Source organism: Streptomyces yokosukanensis, assembly GCF_001514035.1.
Lineage (GTDB): Bacteria > Actinomycetota > Actinomycetes > Streptomycetales > Streptomycetaceae > Streptomyces > Streptomyces yokosukanensis.
Window position 1 is genome coordinate 247,310 of sequence record NZ_KQ948206.1, and the last position, 18,529, is coordinate 265,838.

Consider the following 18,529-nt stretch of genomic DNA (forward strand, 5'->3'; position numbering starts at 1 on the left):
GTGGGCCCTGGTTATCTGACGTACCGTCAGATATGGTGCCTGCGCCGGTAGTTCCCGAAGGGGTGAGTGCCATGCCGAAACATCCCCCGTGCCCGACGCCGCCCGGCGCCCCGCGCTGGGTCGCGATGTTCCACCAGCCCGCCCAGGACTCCTGGACGGTGGGCGCCGAGTCCCCCGACCGGGCGCCCGTGCTGTTCGCCGTGGGAGACATGACCCAGACCGTGCGGGCGCGCGGCGAGGAGGTGTCGGTCGCGCTGTGGGGGCCCGAGAACGGCACCTGGCACCTCTTCGACGCTCCGACCGCCAGGGACACCACCCCTGCCCCCGCCGCCCCGACCGGTACGCCCGCTGCCGGCGCCGGTGGACCGGCCAAGCTCGTGGAACGCATGACGGGCCGCCGCCACCAGGTCCTCCTGGCCGGTCTGAGCAGGGCGGGCCTGTACGACCTGAGCGCCGAGGACGGCGAGGCGGTGCGGGCGATGGCCGAGCTGCTCGACGAACCCACGGTCCGCCGGATGGCCCACTGGCTCTCGGTCGCGGGCGGGGAGCGGTAGGCGGCGGGCGGGCCGCAGGCGGGTGGCGGGCAGCCGCAGGCAGGCGGCGGGCCGGTTCACGGCGGTCGGGCCGGCTCGGGAGCGCCGTGTCGGTTCAGGGTGTGCCGCGCCGGGCAGGGACGTCCTGGAGGTCACCGAGTCGACCCGCGGCCGGCCCCGTCGGCCGGGCTCGTTGACGACTGGAGGACGCATGAAGGTGTCCGTCGACCGCGCCCTGTGCTACGGCTCCGCCGAGTGCGCGCACCGGGTGCCGGCCGTGTTCGCGTTCGAGGACGGATACGGCGTCGTACGGCCCGGCCGGGAGGAGTCCGCCGACGACCCGCGCCTCGTGGAGGCGGCCGAGAAATGCCCCTCACAGGCGATCGTGCTCACGGAGTAGCCCTCACCGAGGTGTCGTCCGGGTGAGGTGAGGTGCCGAGCGGTGCGGAGCGGCTCACGCGGTGTCCGCCGGGTAGGCCCACCGCAGGCCGGCCAGGGCGAGGGCGCGGGCCTCGGCGACCGCCGTACGGGCCGCGCGCTCGACGGGGTCGGCATGGGTCGCCTGGGCCGTGACCTGGCCTTCCCACTTGCGGTACAGCAGGCCGACCTCCGCCGAGAACCAGCCGCGGCTCACCGCGTCCAGCGCAAGCAGCAGGCCGGTGTCCGCGGAGGCCGGCAGCGCCATCCAGCCGCCGAGGGCGACGAGCAGCTCCCGCCGGACACACAGGGTCGCCGGATGGACCGGCGGCAGGAAGTCGTTCCGCTTCCAGCGGTCGAGCACGAAACCGCGTTCCAGCGGGCCCTCGGCCGGGTCGTCGGGGAAGCCCACGGTCGAGCCGTCGGGCAGCAGGTCCAGGGCCCGGGACGTCGTCCAGCCGACGGTGCGGTCCGCCTCCAGCACGGTGAGATCACGGGCCAGCGCGCCCGGCGCGAGCCGGTCGTCGGCGTCGAGGACCTTCACGTACGGGCCCTCGGCGCGCGCCAGCGCCATCGTGCGGGCGACTCCGGACCCGCCGGGCCGGCTCTGGCCGAAGCTCACGCGCGCGTCGTGCGGGACATGAGGACGGACCTCGTCCGTCGTGCCGTCCTCCTGGAGCACCCACTTCCACTCCCAGCCGCTGGGCAGCCGCTGCTCGCACAGGGACGCGTAGGCGTCCGGCAGGAACCGCGCGGACGGGCCGTGGACAGCGGTGATGACGGTGACCTGCCTGGTGTCAGTCATGCCCATAGGTAACAGGAGGAGAGGCCCCGGAGGTAATAGGTAATAGGAGGAGAGGTCCAGGGGGGTAACAGGAGGAGAGGCCCCGGGCGGAGAAGCCCGGGGCCAACGCGCGAGACCCCCGGCCGAACCCGGCCGGGGGTCTTTCCGTGTCGACTGATGCGTACGCAAGTCGCCCAGAAGTCGAGACGTCGCGCTCCTGCGGGAGGCTCAGCAGTCGAGACTGGCCGCCGCGGCTTCTTCGGGTACGGCCGTGCTCTCCGTCAGGCTGTCGGTGGGGGGCCGGTGCCGGCAGCTCGGGGACTTTCCGTGGGCCTCGGCCCGGATCCGCTGCTTCATCGTGGGGGGAAGGGCTCTGCCGTGGGACCAGGCCCAGTGGCGTGGCGCCGGGACCGTCGGGGCGGTTCGTTGCACGGTGCTGGTGCGGGGGCCCTCGGGCTGCGGAGTGGCCGTCGAGGCCGTCGCGGCCGTGGCGGTCGTGGTGATGAGTCCGAGCGCCGTGCACAGCGCGACGATGGCGGTGCCGATGGCGGTCCACAGCTTCATGACCTTGTTCTGGGTCATGGCCCCTCACTTTCAGGTTGGGCGATTTGCGTACTTTCCTCATGATGTGTATGCGGGCCGAGAAGTGGTGGACCTGCGGCCGTGGCGCGTCGATGTTCAGATCAACACCACCCGGATGGCGGCAAGAGGGCCGGAAAACCCCAAAAGCTGGTGAGAGACAGCGAAGGGGGAGCAAAGTAACCGTCCGTGGAGGTGTGATCACCCTCCGATCGGACAGGCCTCGGACCTGGGCTATTGCGCTGCCGGAGGCGGGAGTTGGGGCCCTGCGCAGATCACCGATCGGTATCGGTCGGTGTGTATAGTCGGGCGCCAGAGGTCCCCTACGTCAAGGAAAGACGAGGTCGCGCGGTGAAGAAGCTGCTCCTGGTCGCACTGGCCGCCATCGGCGGGCTCCTCGTGTACCGCCAGATCCAGGCGGATCGCGCCGAGCAGGATCTGTGGACGGAGGCCACTGACTCCGTGCCCACGGGTTCGTGAGTGCCGATACCAGAATCTGAACAGACCCCGACCGCCCGCGCGGTCGGGGTTTTGTGTTGTCCGGGTGCGCGCGGGCGGCGCGTGTTCTCCGTGTCACGCGGTGTTGCGGGGGCTCGAAGGGTGCGGTAGGCGTTCGGGAGGGCGCCCGGCCGTCGCGCGCACGCCCGCCCCGGCAGTGCCGGGCGTTTCGGACGGCCGTAGGCGTTGCCCGGATGACACAGGGGCGCCCGGGGCAGGATGGGGCGCGGTCCGGTACGGCGAGAGCGACCGCGCGGTCACGGCGAGTGCGAGCGCCGCGGTGCGGCGACAGGGAGGACGGCACGTGCGGGGGCGAGGGCGACGTACGGCGTGGCGGCGGCTGACGACAGCGCCGACGACACCGCTGACGACAGGGCTGAGGACGGCTCTGTGGACGGTTCTGCGGATGGTCCTGCTGCCGGGGCTGTGCGCGTTGCTCGTCCTGCCGGTCGGCGCCTCGCCCGCGGCCGCGGCCGAGGACGCGCGGCTCCAGGCGTACGCCTTCGCGCCCGGCGCCCGTGCCGTCTCGGGCACGACGGGCACCGCGACGGCCGAACGGCTGGACCCCGGCCGCGACTACCGCAGCTCCCTCCCGAGGAACGGCAAGCTCTTCTACCGCCTCGAACTCGGCTCGGCCGACACGGCGTACGTCCCCGTCACCGCCGTACCCCCGGCGAACGCGACCGTCTCCGCGACCGACGGCATCAGGGTGTCGGTCCAGGACGCGCACGGCACGCCCTGCGCCTACGCCTCCGCCCACTTCGGCGCGGGCCTCAGCCCGCGCCCGATCACCGCGCTGGCGCAGCGGGAGGCCGGCAAGTCGCTGTGCCAGGGCGGCGGGACGTACTACGTGCTCGTCCAACGCCTCGACGCCGGGGGCTTTGGCGCGTCGGCCCCCGCACAGCGCTGGGATCTGGAGATCGCGCCCGCCACGGAACCGCGCCCTGCGCGGGCCGGAGCCACCTCCGCGCCGCAGACCTGGGACTCCGCCACCCCCGAGCCGCTCGGCGGCGAGCCCAGCGAGCGGGCCGGCGGCACCGGGTTCGCCTCGGCGCGCCCGCTGGGCCAAGGGGTGTGGCGGACCGCTCTCGTGCCCGGTGAGACCCGGTTCTACAAGGTGCCGGTCGACTGGGGCCGGCAACTGAACGCCTCCGCCGAACTGGACGGTGCCGCCGGGCACGGGTACGTCGGCGGCGCCCTGAACCTCTCCGTCTACAACCCCGTGCGCGGCTACGTCGAGGACACCGCCCTCGGCTACACCGGCATCCGCAAACCCGCCGTGCTCGCACCGCTCCCGCCGGTGGAGTACTCCAACCGCTACGCCGCGCCCGCCGGAGTGACGTCCGTCCGCTTCGCCGGTGACTACTACCTGGTCCTGCACCTCAGCGAGCAGCTGTCCGGCACGTTCGGAGGGGGGCCGTACGGTGTGACGCTGCGGGTCCGGGTGGCGGGGCGGGCGCACGCGGGGCCCGAGTACGCCGGGCGGCCCGTACCGGGTGATGCGTTCAGGGTCACCGAGCTGGCCCATGAGGCGGCGCTCTCCGGGAGCACCGGGAACTCGCAGAACGCCGGGGGCCGGGACGACGTCGGGATGGAGCTCGTCGCGGTCGGCGGGATCGGCCTGGGGACCGCGTTGTCGCTGGTGCTCGTCCTCTGGACGGTGTCGGCGCGGCGGGCTCAGACGCGGGCCAACGCCCAGAAGCCCACGGCGTAGCAGGCCAGCGCCAGTAGCAGGAGCGGGACCGCGACCTTGGCCGGCGGCCCGGGCCGCCGGTTCCGCCGCGCCCGACGTGCCCGGCCCGCCCTGTGCCCTCGCGCGGGCGGGCCCGGCATCGGCTGCGCCGGGGGCGGAACCCGGACGTCCTGAGCGGTGTACGAAGCGGTGGAGGTATCGACACGATGCGCCGCCATCGCGCTGGGGGAGACGTCGTTGGGGGAGAAGTACGGCTGATGGGGCGGGAGTTGGGGGGCGCTTCGGGAAGGGGGTGCGGACGGCGGTGCCGAAGGGGTCCGGGGTTGCTGGACGTGGGGAGGGTAGAGGGAGGGGGTCGCGTCCTGGGGTGTCTGCTCGGTGGTGTGCCGCGGTGGCTGAGGGGGGTACGGCACGTGGTCCGGCGGCTGTTGGACACCCGTCGAGGGTTCTTGGGGAGGCGGCAGGCGGAAACTGCCGGTGTCCGAGAGGGAACCGGTGCCTGGGTCGGCGTCGACACCTGGGTCGGAAACGTCACCTGAGCCGGTGGCGTCACCTGAGTCGGCAGCGGGGCCGGAATCCGGTGCCGGAGTCGTGTCCGCACCCTCGACCGGTTCCAGGCTCACTCCGGAGGCTCTCTTGAGAGGGCCGTCGGGGGCGAATCCGGGAGGAAGCGGGCCGAGTTGGTCGAAGATCTCGATCAGCTCGTCGTCGGGTTCGGGCTCCGGCAGGAGTTCCACGGCGGACGCGAGGGCCTTGCGCGCACCTGTGGCGGTGCGGAAACGCGCGGCCGGGTCGGGCTGCAGCAGCGTGGCGACGACCTGCCAGAGCGGTTCCGGGATGCCCTTGGGCGGGCCGGGCGTCCCGTGTTCCGCGAAGTGCTGCACGAGCGCCTTGGCGTCGGGCTTGGCGCCTTCGAGGAGATACAGCGCGACCAGGCCCACGGCGAACAGGTCGGCCGGGAAGTCGGGTTCGGAGCCGAGCATCTGCTCGGGCGCGAGATATCCGGGCGTGCCCACCACCAGGTTGGTCTCCGTCAGACGGGGTTCGCCCAGGCGCATGGCGATGCCGAAGTCGGACAGCCGCAGCCGCGGCCGGCCCGTTCCGGTGGCCTCGAGGAGGACATTGGCGGGTTTGACGTCCCGGTGGATGACGCCCTCGGCGTGGACGGCGGCCAGACCGGACAGGAGCTGGTCGAGCAGGGTGCACACGAACCCCGGCGGCAGGGGGCCGTAGTCACCGACGAGGTGCACCAGGGAGCCACCGGTGACCAGGTCCATGGTGAAGAGCACCTTGTCGTCGTCGGCGGCCCAGCTGGCCGGGGCGAGGACATGAGGATGATCGATCCGCAGCGCCTGCTCGCGTACGAAGCGCAGCAGGGAGTGGGCGTCGCGCTGCTGGAGCACCTTGGCGGCCACATAGCGCCGTCGGCGGTGGTCCCAGACACGCCATACGGCGCCCACGCCACCGCGACCGATCGGGTCGGCCAGCTCGTACCGCCCGGCGAAGACCTCACCCATGGCAGCCCATCACTCCTCCCCCTGGACCCCGCCAGTCCCACCTGCCCCTTGTTTTCCCCCCTACCCCTCGCTTCCCCCTGCTCTCCCGTCCCTGATCTCTCCCCCGTGATGAGTGATACGACCCCGGCGCCGCACGAACCTGGGCCCCGGCCCGGCCCCCGGACCCCCTCCGTGAACCGGGCCGCGGCTCCTAGTTCTGGTGCGACTGGTAGTGCGTGACGGCGTCGGAGGTGCGGCCGGCGCCGTAGACGCGCAGGAACTCCGCCAGTTCCGGATGGGCCGGGGCGAGGCTGTCCGCAGCGTCGATGATGTCGCCCGCGGCGGCCACCGAACGCAGCAGCGACTGGATCTCACGCACCACCCGCTTGACCGTCGGCGCCCCCGAACCGCTGGTGGTCTGGGTGGTGTTGCTGAGCACGGAGCCCCCCTGCGACTTCTTGATCTCGTCCATGCGCTGGGTCGCCTCTGCCGCACTCACGCTGCCGTCCGCGACCTGGGCCGCCAGCTCCTGCAGCAGCTGCACCCGCTGGACCACGGCAGGATTGCCGATCTTCGCGCGCTGGCCGCTCATCAGCTGCGAGAGCATCGGAGCGGACAGCCCCAGGACCGCCGCGAGACGGGCCTGGTTGAGCCCGAGATCGTCGATGAGCTTACGGAAGAGCGCCCCCAACGGCTCTCCGTACCAGTTCCGCTGCAGCTCCCGCGCTCTCGCGGTGGCTTCCTGCTGTGCGGCGTCCATTGCGTCTCCCCATCGCTTCCCCTGAAAAACCGCGGTTCGCTGTAGCGAACCACGTCGAGCATCCTACGGAGAGTGGTCATCTGCGGGGACCCCCCAATCTTTTTGCGGGATACGGGGGGTGACCCGGTACTCTGGTCTGCGGCGCCCACCGGAACGCGACACCTCCGGCAGGTCGCTGCTTTCCGGGGCCTTAGCTCAGTTGGTAGAGCGCCGTCTTTGCATGGCGGATGTCAGGGGTTCGACTCCCCTAGGCTCCACCCGGTAAATGCCCCCTGACCTGCGGAGACGCGGTTTCAGGGGGCATTTTTGGTGCGCACACGGTGCGCGCGTGTGCGCACATGGGGCGGGGGAGGGTGGGCGAGAGCCCTTGAAATTCAATGGCTTTGAGTGATCTGTGCTCCCCTGCTGTTCCCCCGGTACTCCCCTCCTGTGGCGCGCGAGGGGAGGCCGGTCCGGTTCTCCGCGGGTGGAGTGCTTGCTCGCTGGTGAGGAACGGGAGGGCGAGCAGGACGGAACCGCGCCGACGTTGGCTGGCAGATCCGGCTATGGCTGCTGTGCGGCCCTTCCGCCTGTGCGGGCGCTGTCCACACTGCCCGTGAGGGGACTGGACCGAGGGATGCGGATGCGCAGGCGCCGGAACCAGTGCAGCAGCGCGATGGCGCCCTCTACGACCCAGCGGTGGACTCCGAGGCCGGAGCCGTGTTCGGCGCCGCGCTCACCGTCGACCGCACTCGACCCGGACCACCCGGACGTCAACAGAGACTCCCTGCGCATGGGCCTGCCCGACGGACTGACCTTGGAGGGGCTGCGCCAGGACCGCATCCTCGACGAAGCCTTCGCCACCGGTGACCCGCTCAAGCTCATGAGGCTCTTCGGGATCACCGAAGCGACCGCCATGCGCTACGTCACCGCCGCTTACCCGGCGCGCACCGCGAAGCTGCCCTGGTAGCCACTAATGCGGATGGCGTCTCAGCCGGGGCGCAAGATTTTGCTGTTCCGTGATCGGCAGGGCGGGCTCCACCGCGCCTGCGGCGGAGGTGAACGCGGACCGTAGCTACTCCTTCGGCGCGATCCGCGAACACAGTCGCGGACGATCACCTCGGGGCGTTTGCCGCCATCGTGGCCGTAGAGGACGTCCAGGGCGTAGAAGGAGTCGCAACGGGCTCACTGGTCGTCCGGCTGGAGGGCGGGTGCGATGGCCTGCGCGTCGACTGCTGTGGCGGTGAGGCTGCCGAGGAGTTTGACCCGTTCCTCGGTCGGGGACCCTGCCGCGCTCGTGTAGACGTACATCATCCATCCGGGGTGGTCGGGCAGTTCGACACCCTCATAGACGAATTCGAGGTCGCCGACGTCGGGATGGTGGATGTGCTTGGTGCCGGTGCGGTGCAGGCGGACGTCGTGGGCGGACCAGCGGCTGCTGAAGGCGTCGCTGCGGGCCGCGAGTTCCCCGATGAGGTCGGTCAGGGCCTTGTCGCGCGGGTTTCGTCCTGCGGCTGTGCGCAGGTTCGCGGCGGAGGCGTCCGCGGCGCGCTCCCACTGCGGGTAGAAGGTGCGCGCGGCAGGGCTGAGGAAGATGAACCGCGCGCTGTTGTTCCGGGCGTCCGGGTCCGCGAGCAGCGGGGCGAGCAGGGCCCGGGCGAGCGGGTTGGTGGCGAGGATGTCGGCCCGCTGGTTGACGATCCATGCGGGTGCGCCGGTGATCGCGTCGAGGAAACGCTGGAGCGAGGGCCGGATCGTCGCTTGTGCGGGGCGGGAGCGGCGTCGGCTCGGTGCGGGGTTCGCGGCCCTGGCGAGGTCGTGCAGGTGCTCGGTCTCCGCCTCGTCGAGGCGAAGCGCCCGGGCCAAGGCGTCGAGTACCTCGGGGGAGACGCCGGCGAGGTTCCCGCGTTCCATCTTCGCGTAGTAGTCGCTGCTCATTCCGGCCAGCATGGCGACTTCCTCGCGGCGCAGGCCGGGCAGGCGGCGACGGCTGCCAGCGACGATCCCCGCCTGCTCGGGGGTGATGCGGTCGCGGCGTGTGCGCAGGAAGTCCCGCACCTCGGCCTGGTTGTCCATGTCGTCCACGGTACGGCCGGTCGAGGATCTGGAGGAGTGACTGCCAGTACACGTATAAGCCGTCCCTCGCGCCCTCTGCGGGCCGGTGCTGCAATGGCTACGTCGGGGCGATCCGGACCTTTCGGGCCGCCGAGCGTCGACCGCCACCGGGCGGTCGGCCACGCAACGTCACCACGAAGGACAGGAAACACGATGAGCCAGGACCAGAAGCAGGGGCGCGTCGCCGTCATCACCGGGGCCTCCTCCGGAATCGGCGCCGCGACCGCCCGGTCCCTGCACGCAGCGGGCTACCGGGTCGCGCTTCTCGCCCGCCGCACGGACCGCATCAAGGCCCTCGCCGACGAGCTCGGCGACGGTGCGATCGCCATCTCCGCCGACGTCACCGACCGCGGCGCCCTCGTCGCGGCGGCCGAACAGGTGAAGCAGGAGTTCGGCGGCACGGACGTGCTGGTCAACAACGCCGGGGTCATGCTGCTCGGCCCGTTCTCCGCCGAGCAGCGCGACGACTACCGCAAGATGATCGAGGTCAACCTGCTCGGCGCGATCACGGCCACCGAGGTGTTCCTCGACCAGCTCAAGGACGGCGGCGGCGACCTGGTGAACATCTCCTCCGTCGCCGGCCGGGTCGCCAACGTCGGCAGCGGCGTGTACGCGGCCACCAAGTTCGGCATCAATGGCTGGTCGGAGTCGCTGCGCAAGGAGCTGCTGCCCGACGTCCGTGTCACCGTGATCGAGCCGGGCGTCGTCGCCACCGAGCTGCCCACCCACATCACCCATGAAGCGACCCGCCAGGGCGCCCAGCAGCTTTACGGCGTCGCCGAGGTCACCGCGGAGGACGTCGCCGAGGTCATCACCTTCGCCCTCCAGCGCCCCCGCCACCTGGCCATCCACGAGATCCTTCTTCGCCCCGCCGGCCAGGCCTGACCTGCTCACCCCTCGCTCCCCGTGAGCGGCGTACGTGCCCGTGGGGAACCAGGGAACCACGCTGCGGCACCGACGCCGGCCGCGGCGCGGGAGTCCTTCGGGGTTTCCCGTATCGGTCGCCCGCGCGCAGCCGGCCCGTACCCGGTGCTCGGCGAACCGTCATCGACCAGCGAACGAACAGGATTTCTCGTGAAGCACATCCACCTGCGCGATCTGGACGTCTCCCGCATCGGCCTGGGAGCCATGGGCATGTCCCACGGCTACACCGGCGCCGGCACCGACGACGACCAGTCCGTGCGCACCATCCACCGCGCCCTGGACCTGGGCGTCACCCTCATCGACACCGCCGAGGTCTACGGCCCCTACACCAACGAGGAACTCGTCGGCCGCGCCCTCAAGGGCCGCCGCGACCAGGCGGTGCTCGCCACCAAGTTCGGCCTCATCTCCCACACCGGCCGCCCCGGTGCCACCGACAGCAGCCCGGCCAACGTCCGCGCCGCCGTCGAGGGCTCCCTCGCCCGCCTGGGCACCGACCGCATCGACCTCTACTACCAGCACCGCGTCGACCCCGGCACCCCGATCGAGGAGACCGTTGGGGCCCTGGCCGAACTGGTCGCCGAGGGCAAGATCCGGCACATCGGCCTCTCGGAAGCCGGCCCCGAGACCATCCGCCGCGCCCACGCCGTCCACCCGATCACCGCGGTGCAGTCCGAGTACTCGCTGTTCACGCGCGACCCCGAGGCCCGCGTCCTGCCCGTGCTACGGGAGCTGAACATCGGCTTCGTGCCCTTCTCGCCGCTCGGGCGCGGCTTCCTGACCGGCACGATCCGCTCCACCGGGCAGTTCGACCCCACCGACTTCCGCGCCGACAACCCGCGGTTCACCGGCGAGAACTTCCAGCAGAACCTGCACCTGGCCGACCAGGTCGCCGCCATTGCGACCGACATCGGCGCCACCCCGGCACAGGTGGCGCTGGCCTGGCTGCTCGCCCAGGGCGACTTCATCGCGCCCATCCCCGGCACCCGCCGTGTGGCCCGCATCGAGGAGAACGCCGGCGCCGACACTGTCCGCCTCACCGCCGGCCAGCTCACCGCTCTGAGCAGCCTTCCCCCGGCCGCCGGCGACACCCACAACGAAGCCGGCATGCGGATGATGGAGCGCTGATGACCGGGACCAACCCGCGCGTCGCACCGGACCTCGTCCGCCGCCACGCCCCGAAGCTCGCCGACCTCACCGACGACGTCCTCTTCGCCGACGTCTGGGAGCGAGCCGACCTGTCCCCCCGCGACCGCAGCCTGATCACCGTCGCAGCCCTGGTAGCTCTCGGTCGTGACGCCCAGCTGACCGGCCACCTGCGCCGTGCCCTCGACAACAGCCTCAGCCCTGGCGAACTCGCCGAGGCGATCACCCACCTCGCCTTCTACGCCGGTTGGCCGGCCGCCATGAGCGCCACCGGCATCCTGGCCGCGGTCACCGAAGCCGCCGACTGACCCGCCATCACCTCCCGACCATCAGTTCCTCCAGGAGAGTCCCCCGTGCAGCACGTCGCCCTGAACAACGACGTCCGGATGCCGATCCTCGGCTTCGGCGTCTACCAGATCCCGGCCGAGCAGACCGAGCAGGCTGTAGCCGACGCTCTCGCCGCCGGCTACCGGCTGCTGGACACTGCCGCCGCCTACGGCAACGAGGAAGCCGTCGGCCACGCGATCAGGAACAGCGGCATCCCCCGCCAGGAACTCTTCGTCACCACCAAGCTGTGGGTCCAGGACGCGCCCGCACAGGACAACACCCGCCGCGCCTTGGAGACCTCCCTGGCCAAGCTCGGCCTGGACTACGTCGACCTGTACCTGATGCACCAGCCCTACGGCGACGTCTACGGCCAATGGCGCGCAATGGAAACTGCCAGCCGCGAGGGCCTGGCCAAGGCGATTGGCGTCGCCAACTTCTACCCCGACCGCCTCCTGGACCTGATCCTCAACAACGAGATCACCCCGCAGGTCAACCAGATCGAGACCCACCCCTTCTTCCAGCGCAACCCCGACCACGACCTCATGCGCGAGCACGGAGTCCAGCACCAAGCGTGGGGCGGCTTCGCCGAAGGCAAGAACGACCTGTTCACCCACCCCGTCCTCAGCAAGATCGGCGAGGCGCACGGCAAGTCCGCGGCCCAGGTCGTGCTCCGCTGGCTGATCCAGCGCGACATCGTCACCATTCCCAAGTCGGTCAACCCCGACCGGATGGCGCAGAATATCGACGTCTTCGACTTCACACTCACCGACGACCAGATGTCCGGCATCGCTGCCCTCGACACCGGCGCCACGCTGTTCTTCGACCACCACGACCCCGAGATGGTCGCCTGGCTCAGCAATCGCCGCCTGGACAGCTGAGCCAGAGCACCGGGATCAGCTCGCCGCACGGGTTCCTGCCGTTGGCCATCCGAGAAGATGCGAACCCGCGCGCTTCGATCCGGCCGGACACGAAGGCGAAGCCGGCCGTGACATCACCTACCTGCCCACCGCCGCAGGGATATGAGCCGCCGCGTCGATCGAAGCGGAACTGCTTCACCGTACGGGCTGGTCACGCTGGTACTCACCATCGCGCTCGCGATGCCAGCGCTGCGTCTGCTGTCCGGCATCGTCCAGCAGGAGGGACGGCGATGACCGCCACGGCCACACCCCGTCCAGAAGCAGACCGCCTCTCCCGGGCCGCAAAGGCGCCCGCGCCGGCAGGGCGCCCCGACCAGCGCCGCAGCATGGCCAGCCGCAACTCGTGCGGGGCCAACGGCGTGGCCGAGTCGAGATACGGTCTTGTCACCAGGACCACCTCCAGATTGCGCGGCCCGTGCACCTCCTCGACTCGGTTCAGCTCGATGTCGCTGGTCACCGAAGGGCCGAAGCCTGGGGGACGGAGGAGGCGACCTGGTCAAGGACGTGGACGATCCAGAAGTGGTGGTCAATGGGCCGCGGCTGGTAGTCAGGCGCGGCACGCGGCGGCTTCCCGAGAACGTCACCACCCTTGCGCCCGCGATACTTCAGTAGCTAAAACAACGGCACGGCATTGCCGTATCGCCTTCAGACGGCGGTGCAGCAGGCCGACGAGGCGGTTGACGGTGCGCGCGGACAGCGGCAGACGGCACTGGTAGACAAGCGAGCAGGTGTCGTCGGCGCGTTCTTCGGTCTTCGTCGCACAATTCCAACAGCCGCTGGCGGTTACTCCTGCGGTGCATCGCTCCGGGCGGCAGCGTGCCCGGTTACAGGCGGGTGGTGAGCCGATCGTCGGAAAGCTGCCGCAGCCAGCCGCGATCGATGACTCTGAACCAGCCTTCCGCGCAGCGGTCCCAGCTGGCTCGCACGCCGGCGTTCGCTCCCAACATCTCGCCGACCTGCCGAGCCATGACTGGTCCGACGGCCCGCCGCACCGCGGCCAGGATCCGCTGGTAGTCCGGCGGGACCATGGTCTCCTCCGCATCCGGCTCGCTCACCCGCTCAAGGAGCCGTTCCGTGACGGCGAGTTCGTCCCACTCTGCCCGCCCCTCCGCCAACTGCGGGTCGCGGATCGTGGCGCCTGCCGATCGAAATCAACGCCGCCATGACGCGCGAGACCGGCAAGCCGGATCACGACCTGCTCGGCTGGCCCATGGGGCACTCCGCCACCGGCCGGACCGTCACGGACTTCCGGGGCGTCGCCGAGGCCCTGCGGCAGGTGGTGGCCACCGGCGAATCCGTGACGACGGAACTGCACGGGATGGGCCCTGGCGATGCCGCCAGGCGGGTCTGGCTGCTGTCACCAGTCACCGCTGATGCCGGCATCTGTGTGGGCGGGCAGACAGCGGGAGGCGACCTCGATGGCGGGGTGCTCCAGTGCGGGGTGTGGCGGTAGTGCTGGTGCCGGTGGAGGCCTTGCGGTCGACGGCGAAACGCCTCGGTGCCCGCGGCTGACCCGTAGGTCGGCACGGTCCGCTCGGCAGGTGACCGACGGTCAGGTTGCGGGCACGAGGGTGTTGAGGTCGATGTCGAGGGGGAAGGGGACGGGTACCTTCAGGCGGTCCCGATGGATGCCGGTGGCTACGTAGGTGCTGGTCATCGGGTCGAGTTCGTAGCTGTGGACGGTGGGGGAGCCGGCCTCGTCCTCGATGCGCCAGAAGTGGGGGATTTTGGCCTGTGCGTATTTGAAGGGCTTGAGAGACCGGTCGCGGTCCGCCGACTCCTCCGAGACGACCTCGATGACCAGGGCGATGTCGGCGGGCGCGTACCAGGTGCGATCGGGATCGTACGCGGCGGTGGTGACCAGGACGTCCGGCTCGGGGCGGCTCTTCTTGTCGAGGCGAACGGTCATCTCACGCTCGGTCTCGAATCCCTCGGGGGCCGCCTGCCGCAGGGCGAAGGTCAGGTTCTCCACGAGCCGGGAGTGCCAGGACCGCTGCGGCGACATCATAAAGATGAGGGCTCCGTCGATAAGTTCCGTGTGGCGCGGTGCCTGGGGGAGATGGTCGAGGTCGTCGGCTTCCCAGCCGCTCGGCCTGGGCGGGATCATCCAGTCGGGGAACTCGGCGGTCACGGCTTCCTCCAAGCGCCTCATGGGCCGGTCAGGGGCCTTGATCCCGGCTCGCGGGCACGGGCCGTACGGCTGGTGTCAGCGTAGTTGATGCCACCATCCGACGAGCGACACATGACGCACCGCTGGCTGCGAGGTGTGCCGCTCCATTTGCTGCATGATCGGTGCGATCTCGCCCCGGCATTCCCCTTTGGACGGCACTTTCCCGCACGCCGGTGCTGCAATTCGTGCAAACACCCCTGGGCTCCCCCCTCAAATGCCCTCTGACCTGCGAAAACGTGGTTTCAGGGGGCGTTGTTCGTGCCCAGCCCGTCCCACCGCCGCTCACCGGTAGCGGGCCCGTCCCACCGCCGCGGCCACGGTCAAGGGTGCGGTGAGGAGTGCCGCCAGCCAGAACAGTTGCCGGAAGTCGTGCGCCTGGGCGGTGGCGGCGGCCAGCCAGCTGGCCAGGGCGCTGCCCACGTAGAGAGCCACACCGAACATGGCCACCCCGGTCGCGCGGGCCGTCGGGGTCAGGGCCGTTGCCCACGACTGGATCGTGGAGTGCATGAAGGACCAGCCACCACCGAGGAGCAGCGCGACCACGACGAGCGCCCCGGTGGACTGGCTGTACCCGGCGAGCAGGTACGCCACGGTGATCTGGACACCGCCGGTCGCGATCAGGCGCACCGCGGACCACTGTCCGACGAGCCGCTTGACCACCTGGGCCGCGGTCATGGAGCCGACCCCGTACAGGGCGGCCACCGCGCCGGCCGAGGTGGTGGGGACTCCGTGTGCTTCGAGGGCCGGAGCCAGGTAGGTCAGGAAGCCGAGCAGCACCGCTCCTTCCACGAACGCCACCGCCATGACGTACCACTGCCACGGCGAGGACAGAACCACGCGGAAGGGAGCCAGCAGCGACCCGGAGGGCGCCCGCTCGGGCTCGGGCAGGCGGCGCAGTGCCACCACCAGGTAGGCGGCGAGGACGCCGGGCAGGGCGAACACCAGTCGCCAGCTGAGGTAGTGCGCCAGCGCCCCGGCGACCACCGTGGCCACGGCGGTGCCCAGCGCGAAGGCGGTCATCAGCTCGCTGAGGGGCCGCTGCCGTATCGCGACGGGCACCGTGTCGCCCACGTACGTCAGGGATGCCGCGATGGAGGCGGCGAAGAACGCGCCGGCCAGGGCGCGGGCCCCGATCAGCACGGGCGCGTCGGGAGCGAGGGCCGAAGCCAGGGCGGCCAGCGCCGCGCCGGTCAGCGACACCCGCATCACCCACACGCGGCCCCGCCGGTCGCTGGCCACACCCCACACCGGCTGCATCAGCCCGTACATGAGGTAGTAGCCGCTCGCGGCCAGGACCACGGTGGGGAGCGGGGCCCCGAGCCGCGGTCCGATGAGAACCAGCATGGGCGCGATGCAGAAGCGGTCGAAGTTGCTGACGAAACCGGCGGTCCGCAGCAGCCGCAAGGAGGACCTCGGCAAAGTCGCCATCGGAGCCGACGCGGTGGTGGTCACAAGGGGACGCTCCCTTCCGAGGGGTTCGACGAGAACAGGTGGCACAGGGGGACCGACCTGGACGGCCGCGGTCTGGCACCAGTTCAGCACCGGGCCCCTCGGGGCGAAGGTCGCCGGCTATTACCATCACTCACACCCTGACGGCCCGGCCCCGCGCCGGGCGACGGCAGCATCGAAGGACGGCGCCCGCGTTCGGGCGGACGCCCGTTGTCGGAGGAGAGGCACGATCCAGTGAGCGCCGCACGCACACCCCCCGGCGCGTTCCCCCAGTACGAACTGGGGGCCTTCCTGCGCTCCCGCCGAGAACGGCTCACGCCGCGAGAAGCGGGGCTGCCGGACGGACCGGGCCGCCGGACACCGGGGCTGCGCCGGGCCGAAGTGGCCGAGCTGGCCGGCATCAGCCTGTCCTGGTACACGTGGCTGGAGCAGGGCCGGGTGCGTACCTCTGAGCAGGTGCTGCGCGCGGTGGCGCGGGTACTGCGCCTGGATGCCGCGGAAACCGCGCACGTACTGTCGTTCGTGGAGGAGAACAGACAGCCCGCCGACGCTCCCACGTGGGTGTCGCGGAACCTGCTCAGCCTGGTGCAGGTCATGACGCCGCACCCGGCCGTGGTGCTCGATCCGCACTGGGACCTGCTGGCCTGGAACGCCGGGTACGCCGCGCTGCTGACCGATCCGGCGCGGCTGCACCCCAAGCAGCGCAATCTTCTCTGGCTGGTGTTCCGTTGGCCGCCGGCCCGGACCCTGCTCGTCGACTGGGAGGACGATGCCCGGGCGCTGCTCGGCCAGTTCCGCTCCCGGGCCGCTCGCCGTCCGCACGATCCGCGGTTCGCCGAACTCGTCGACGAGTTGCTGTCCGACTCCGACGCGGCCCGCTGGTACGAGCGTCGGGAGACAGCCGGATTCCAGCCCTCGGTACGTCGCTTCCGGCATCCCGGCGTGGGCGAACTGCGCCTGCGGTACGTGAAGTTGGCCGCGGTCGACGAGCCCGGTCATCACTTCTTGGCCTACTTGCCCGATGACCAGGTCTCCGAAGACGCCCTGCGCCGGATGCCTGTTTCACGTGAAACAGGCCGTGGTGACTCGGCGAGCGTCAACTCTCCGTGTCCCACGGCCCGTTCGGTGCCTTAGGTGTTCAGGTGGTTCCAGTGGTACCCGCTCGACCGGGCTACTGGTCGTCGCGGTCCGCGGACTCCTCCCCGGCCTGCTTCGCCTGGACCTCGGGGTCCAGGGTCGAGGCGTCGCTGCCGTCCACCGAGCTGAGCCGCCCGCCCGACTCGGGTACCTCCGTCGCGGCGGGAGGCTCGACCAGCCAGTCGGGGTTGGCCTGCCTGTCCCACCACTTCCAGGCCGCGACGGCACCGGCGGTCAGCACGGCCAGCACCGCCAGCATCTTCACGGCGCGGCCGGCCCTGCACCGGCGCTCGTTCCTGCGTGCCAGCTTCTGGATCTCCTCCGCCGAGACCTGACCACGCAGCGCGGCCAGGGCGGCGGCGCCCCGCGCGGCGGCCTCGTCGCGGACCGGACCGGCCGCCGCTACGGCGTGCTCGATCCTCGGGCGCGAGTACTCGGCGGCCTGCCGGGCAGCCTTGCGGGCACGGACGGCGGCCTCCTGCGCCGCCACGTCCATCATCGGCGGCACATGCGCACGAGCCTGCTCCAGACGCGGGGCGAGCCGGGCGTCGTACTGCACACGAGCCTGTTCGGCGGCCTGCGACACCACGGGTGCCAGCCGTACGCGTGCCTCTTGCGCATAGAGTGCGGCACGCTCCTTGGCCGTGTCGGCGTAGGGCGCCACCACTTCCGCGGCGTGCAGCACGCTGTCCTTCGCCGAGCCGGCCGCGGCGCGCACGCTGTCTTTGCGGGTCACGGGTTCCTCCTCCACGGTGGCGTACGGTATTTCGACTTTCCACCCTTTTACGGATCATGCCTGCCAACAGCCCGTGCGGCATGTGAGGGCGGGCATATGGGTGCCGATCGTTCCCTCAGACTCGATTACGGATGAATACCGGGCAACCCGAGCCCGTCGTCGACACTGCCACGAATCCCCGCAGAACGCTGCCTTCCGTGCGGAACTCGTGGCTGCCGGGGGCCTCGGAAGGTCGACCGTGCGAGGATCGGAGGGTCACAGGAAGACAACGGAAGGCAGATCGTGGCCGAGCAGCTTTACGCCACCCTGAAGACCAACCACGGCGACATCGTGGTCCAGCTTTTCCCGCACCACGCGCCGGAGACGGTCAAGAACTTCGTCGAGCTGGCCCAGGGCCAGCGCGAGTGGAGGAACCCCGAGACGGGGCAGAAGAGCAACGACCGGCTCTACGACGGCACGATCTTCCACCGTGTCATCAGTGGCTTCATGATCCAGGGCGGCGACCCGCTGGGCAACGGCACCGGCGGCCCCGGCTACCAGTTCAAGGACGAGTTCCACCCGGAGCTGTCCTTCAACAAGCCGTACCTGCTCGCCATGGCCAACGCCGGCCCGGGCACCAATGGCTCGCAGTTCTTCATCACCGTCTCCCCGACGACGTGGCTGAACCGCAAGCACACCATCTTCGGTGAGGTCACCGACGCGGCCAGCCAGAAGGTCGTCGACACCATCGCCGGCGCGCAGACCAACCCGCGCAACGACCGCCCGGTCAACGACGTCGTCATCGAGTCGGTCGTCGTCGAGTCGCGCGAGGGCTGAGCCCACCGCTCCCGGGATCATCCCGTGGACAGGCTCCGGTGCGTCCCGCAGCGACA

21 protein-coding genes, 1 tRNA gene and 2 pseudogenes are annotated in these 18,529 nt (G+C 70.8%); 13 read left to right on the forward strand and 11 right to left on the reverse strand.

Features of this window, described 5'->3' with window-relative positions:
• Window positions 1-71 precede the first annotated feature (71 nt).
• Window positions 72-554, forward strand: a complete 483-nt coding sequence (locus AQI95_RS01125) for a hypothetical protein (RefSeq protein WP_067115752.1) — start codon at window positions 72-74, stop codon at window positions 552-554.
• A 190-nt stretch (window positions 555-744) separates the two neighbouring features.
• The gene (locus AQI95_RS01130) at window positions 745-933 is read left to right on the forward strand and encodes a ferredoxin (protein WP_067115755.1); all 189 of its coding nucleotides are present in this window, start codon (window positions 745-747) and stop codon (window positions 931-933) included.
• Between the two features lie 54 nt (window positions 934-987).
• On the opposite strand, the gene AQI95_RS01135 is transcribed toward AQI95_RS01130, so the two are convergent.
• Together AQI95_RS01135 and AQI95_RS01140 are read right to left on the reverse strand one after the other, a co-directional pair.
• Window positions 988-1,755, reverse strand: coding sequence for a glycosyltransferase family 2 protein (locus tag AQI95_RS01135; protein ID WP_107121532.1), 768 nt, complete (start codon window positions 1,753-1,755; stop codon window positions 988-990).
• A 207-nt stretch (window positions 1,756-1,962) separates the two neighbouring features.
• Window positions 1,963-2,316: a DUF6344 domain-containing protein gene (locus tag AQI95_RS01140; protein ID WP_067115761.1), complete on the reverse strand. Its 354-nt coding sequence runs from the start codon at window positions 2,314-2,316 to the stop codon at window positions 1,963-1,965.
• A 348-nt stretch (window positions 2,317-2,664) separates the two neighbouring features.
• On the opposite strand from AQI95_RS01140, the gene AQI95_RS48650 reads away from it, so the two are divergent.
• Together AQI95_RS48650 and AQI95_RS01145 are read left to right on the forward strand one after the other, a co-directional pair.
• The gene (locus AQI95_RS48650) at window positions 2,665-2,793 is read left to right on the forward strand and encodes a DLW-39 family protein (protein WP_003999697.1); all 129 of its coding nucleotides are present in this window, start codon (window positions 2,665-2,667) and stop codon (window positions 2,791-2,793) included.
• Window positions 2,794-3,217: 424 nt separating this feature from the next.
• The gene (locus tag AQI95_RS01145; protein WP_067115763.1) at window positions 3,218-4,525 is read left to right on the forward strand and encodes a hypothetical protein; all 1,308 of its coding nucleotides are present in this window, start codon (window positions 3,218-3,220) and stop codon (window positions 4,523-4,525) included.
• Here the strand turns inward: AQI95_RS01145 and AQI95_RS01150 are convergent.
• Window positions 4,489-6,021: a serine/threonine-protein kinase gene (locus AQI95_RS01150; protein ID WP_067115766.1), complete on the reverse strand. Its 1,533-nt coding sequence runs from the start codon at window positions 6,019-6,021 to the stop codon at window positions 4,489-4,491. The genes AQI95_RS01145 and AQI95_RS01150 overlap by 37 nt on opposite strands.
• Window positions 6,022-6,211: 190 nt before the next feature.
• The gene (locus AQI95_RS01155; RefSeq protein ID WP_067115769.1) at window positions 6,212-6,760 is read right to left on the reverse strand and encodes a helix-turn-helix domain-containing protein; all 549 of its coding nucleotides are present in this window, start codon (window positions 6,758-6,760) and stop codon (window positions 6,212-6,214) included.
• 184 nt (window positions 6,761-6,944) lie between these two features.
• Between AQI95_RS01155 and AQI95_RS01160 the strand changes: the two genes are divergently transcribed.
• A tRNA-Ala gene (locus tag AQI95_RS01160) sits at window positions 6,945-7,017 on the forward strand.
• Between the two features lie 346 nt (window positions 7,018-7,363).
• On the opposite strand, the pseudogene AQI95_RS50270 reads toward AQI95_RS01160, so the two are convergent.
• Window positions 7,364-7,474 (reverse strand): annotated as a pseudogene (locus AQI95_RS50270) (IS5/IS1182 family transposase); the annotation flags it as partial.
• A 58-nt stretch (window positions 7,475-7,532) separates the two neighbouring features.
• Between AQI95_RS50270 and AQI95_RS47825 the strand changes: the two are divergent.
• Window positions 7,533-7,709, forward strand: coding sequence for a hypothetical protein (locus AQI95_RS47825; RefSeq protein WP_167361917.1), 177 nt, complete (start codon window positions 7,533-7,535; stop codon window positions 7,707-7,709).
• A 215-nt stretch (window positions 7,710-7,924) separates the two neighbouring features.
• Here AQI95_RS47825 and AQI95_RS01165 read toward each other — a convergent pair whose 3' ends face one another.
• Window positions 7,925-8,815: a helix-turn-helix transcriptional regulator gene (locus tag AQI95_RS01165; protein WP_067116927.1), complete on the reverse strand. Its 891-nt coding sequence runs from the start codon at window positions 8,813-8,815 to the stop codon at window positions 7,925-7,927.
• Between the two features lie 192 nt (window positions 8,816-9,007).
• Here AQI95_RS01165 and AQI95_RS01170 point away from each other — a divergent pair, with 192 nt between their 5' ends.
• The 4 genes from AQI95_RS01170 to AQI95_RS01185 all read left to right on the forward strand — a co-directional run bounded on the left by AQI95_RS01170 (window position 9,008) and on the right by AQI95_RS01185 (window position 12,126).
• A complete protein-coding gene (locus tag AQI95_RS01170) occupies window positions 9,008-9,739 on the forward strand; it encodes an SDR family oxidoreductase (protein WP_067115773.1) in 732 nt (243 codons plus the stop codon).
• Window positions 9,740-9,928: 189 nt separating this feature from the next.
• Window positions 9,929-10,903 (forward strand): aldo/keto reductase, encoded by a 975-nt coding sequence (locus AQI95_RS01175; protein WP_067115776.1) that lies wholly within the window; start codon window positions 9,929-9,931, stop codon window positions 10,901-10,903.
• Window positions 10,903-11,229, forward strand: a complete 327-nt coding sequence (locus AQI95_RS01180) for a carboxymuconolactone decarboxylase family protein (RefSeq protein WP_067115779.1) — start codon at window positions 10,903-10,905, stop codon at window positions 11,227-11,229. The genes AQI95_RS01175 and AQI95_RS01180 overlap by 1 nt, the downstream gene beginning before the upstream one ends.
• A 45-nt stretch (window positions 11,230-11,274) precedes the next feature.
• Entirely contained in the window at window positions 11,275-12,126 is an 852-nt protein-coding gene (locus AQI95_RS01185; RefSeq protein ID WP_067115782.1) for an aldo/keto reductase, read from the forward strand.
• A gap of 421 nt (window positions 12,127-12,547) precedes the next feature.
• Here AQI95_RS01185 and AQI95_RS48655 read toward each other — a convergent pair.
• A pseudogene (locus tag AQI95_RS48655) lies at window positions 12,548-12,720 on the reverse strand (lactate utilization protein C); the annotation flags it as partial.
• 269 nt (window positions 12,721-12,989) lie between these two features.
• On the reverse strand, window positions 12,990-13,220 hold the full coding sequence (locus AQI95_RS47090; protein WP_159056439.1) for a hypothetical protein: 231 nt from the start codon (window positions 13,218-13,220) through the stop codon (window positions 12,990-12,992).
• A 107-nt stretch (window positions 13,221-13,327) separates the two neighbouring features.
• On the opposite strand from AQI95_RS47090, the gene AQI95_RS01195 reads away from it, so the two are divergent.
• Window positions 13,328-13,618 (forward strand): PAS domain-containing protein, encoded by a 291-nt coding sequence (locus AQI95_RS01195; protein WP_067115785.1) that lies wholly within the window; start codon window positions 13,328-13,330, stop codon window positions 13,616-13,618.
• A gap of 99 nt (window positions 13,619-13,717) precedes the next feature.
• Here AQI95_RS01195 and AQI95_RS01200 read toward each other — a convergent pair whose 3' ends face one another.
• Both AQI95_RS01200 and AQI95_RS01205 read right to left on the reverse strand, forming a co-directional pair.
• Complete coding sequence (locus AQI95_RS01200; RefSeq protein ID WP_425264847.1) at window positions 13,718-14,317, reverse strand: Uma2 family endonuclease; 600 nt, start codon at window positions 14,315-14,317, stop codon at window positions 13,718-13,720.
• A gap of 300 nt (window positions 14,318-14,617) precedes the next feature.
• Window positions 14,618-15,787: an MFS transporter gene (locus AQI95_RS01205; protein ID WP_244188585.1), complete on the reverse strand. Its 1,170-nt coding sequence runs from the start codon at window positions 15,785-15,787 to the stop codon at window positions 14,618-14,620.
• Window positions 15,788-16,018: 231 nt separating this feature from the next.
• Between AQI95_RS01205 and AQI95_RS01210 the strand changes: the two genes are divergently transcribed.
• Entirely contained in the window at window positions 16,019-16,918 is a 900-nt protein-coding gene (locus tag AQI95_RS01210; protein ID WP_159056440.1) for a helix-turn-helix transcriptional regulator, read from the forward strand.
• A gap of 37 nt (window positions 16,919-16,955) precedes the next feature.
• On the opposite strand, the gene AQI95_RS01215 is transcribed toward AQI95_RS01210, so the two are convergent.
• The gene (locus tag AQI95_RS01215) at window positions 16,956-17,657 is read right to left on the reverse strand and encodes a DUF5324 family protein (RefSeq protein ID WP_067116944.1); all 702 of its coding nucleotides are present in this window, start codon (window positions 17,655-17,657) and stop codon (window positions 16,956-16,958) included.
• Window positions 17,658-17,939: 282 nt separating this feature from the next.
• Between AQI95_RS01215 and AQI95_RS01220 the strand changes: the two genes are divergently transcribed.
• Window positions 17,940-18,473: a peptidylprolyl isomerase gene (locus AQI95_RS01220; RefSeq protein WP_067115786.1), complete on the forward strand. Its 534-nt coding sequence runs from the start codon at window positions 17,940-17,942 to the stop codon at window positions 18,471-18,473.
• Window positions 18,474-18,529: the final 56 nt, after the last annotated feature.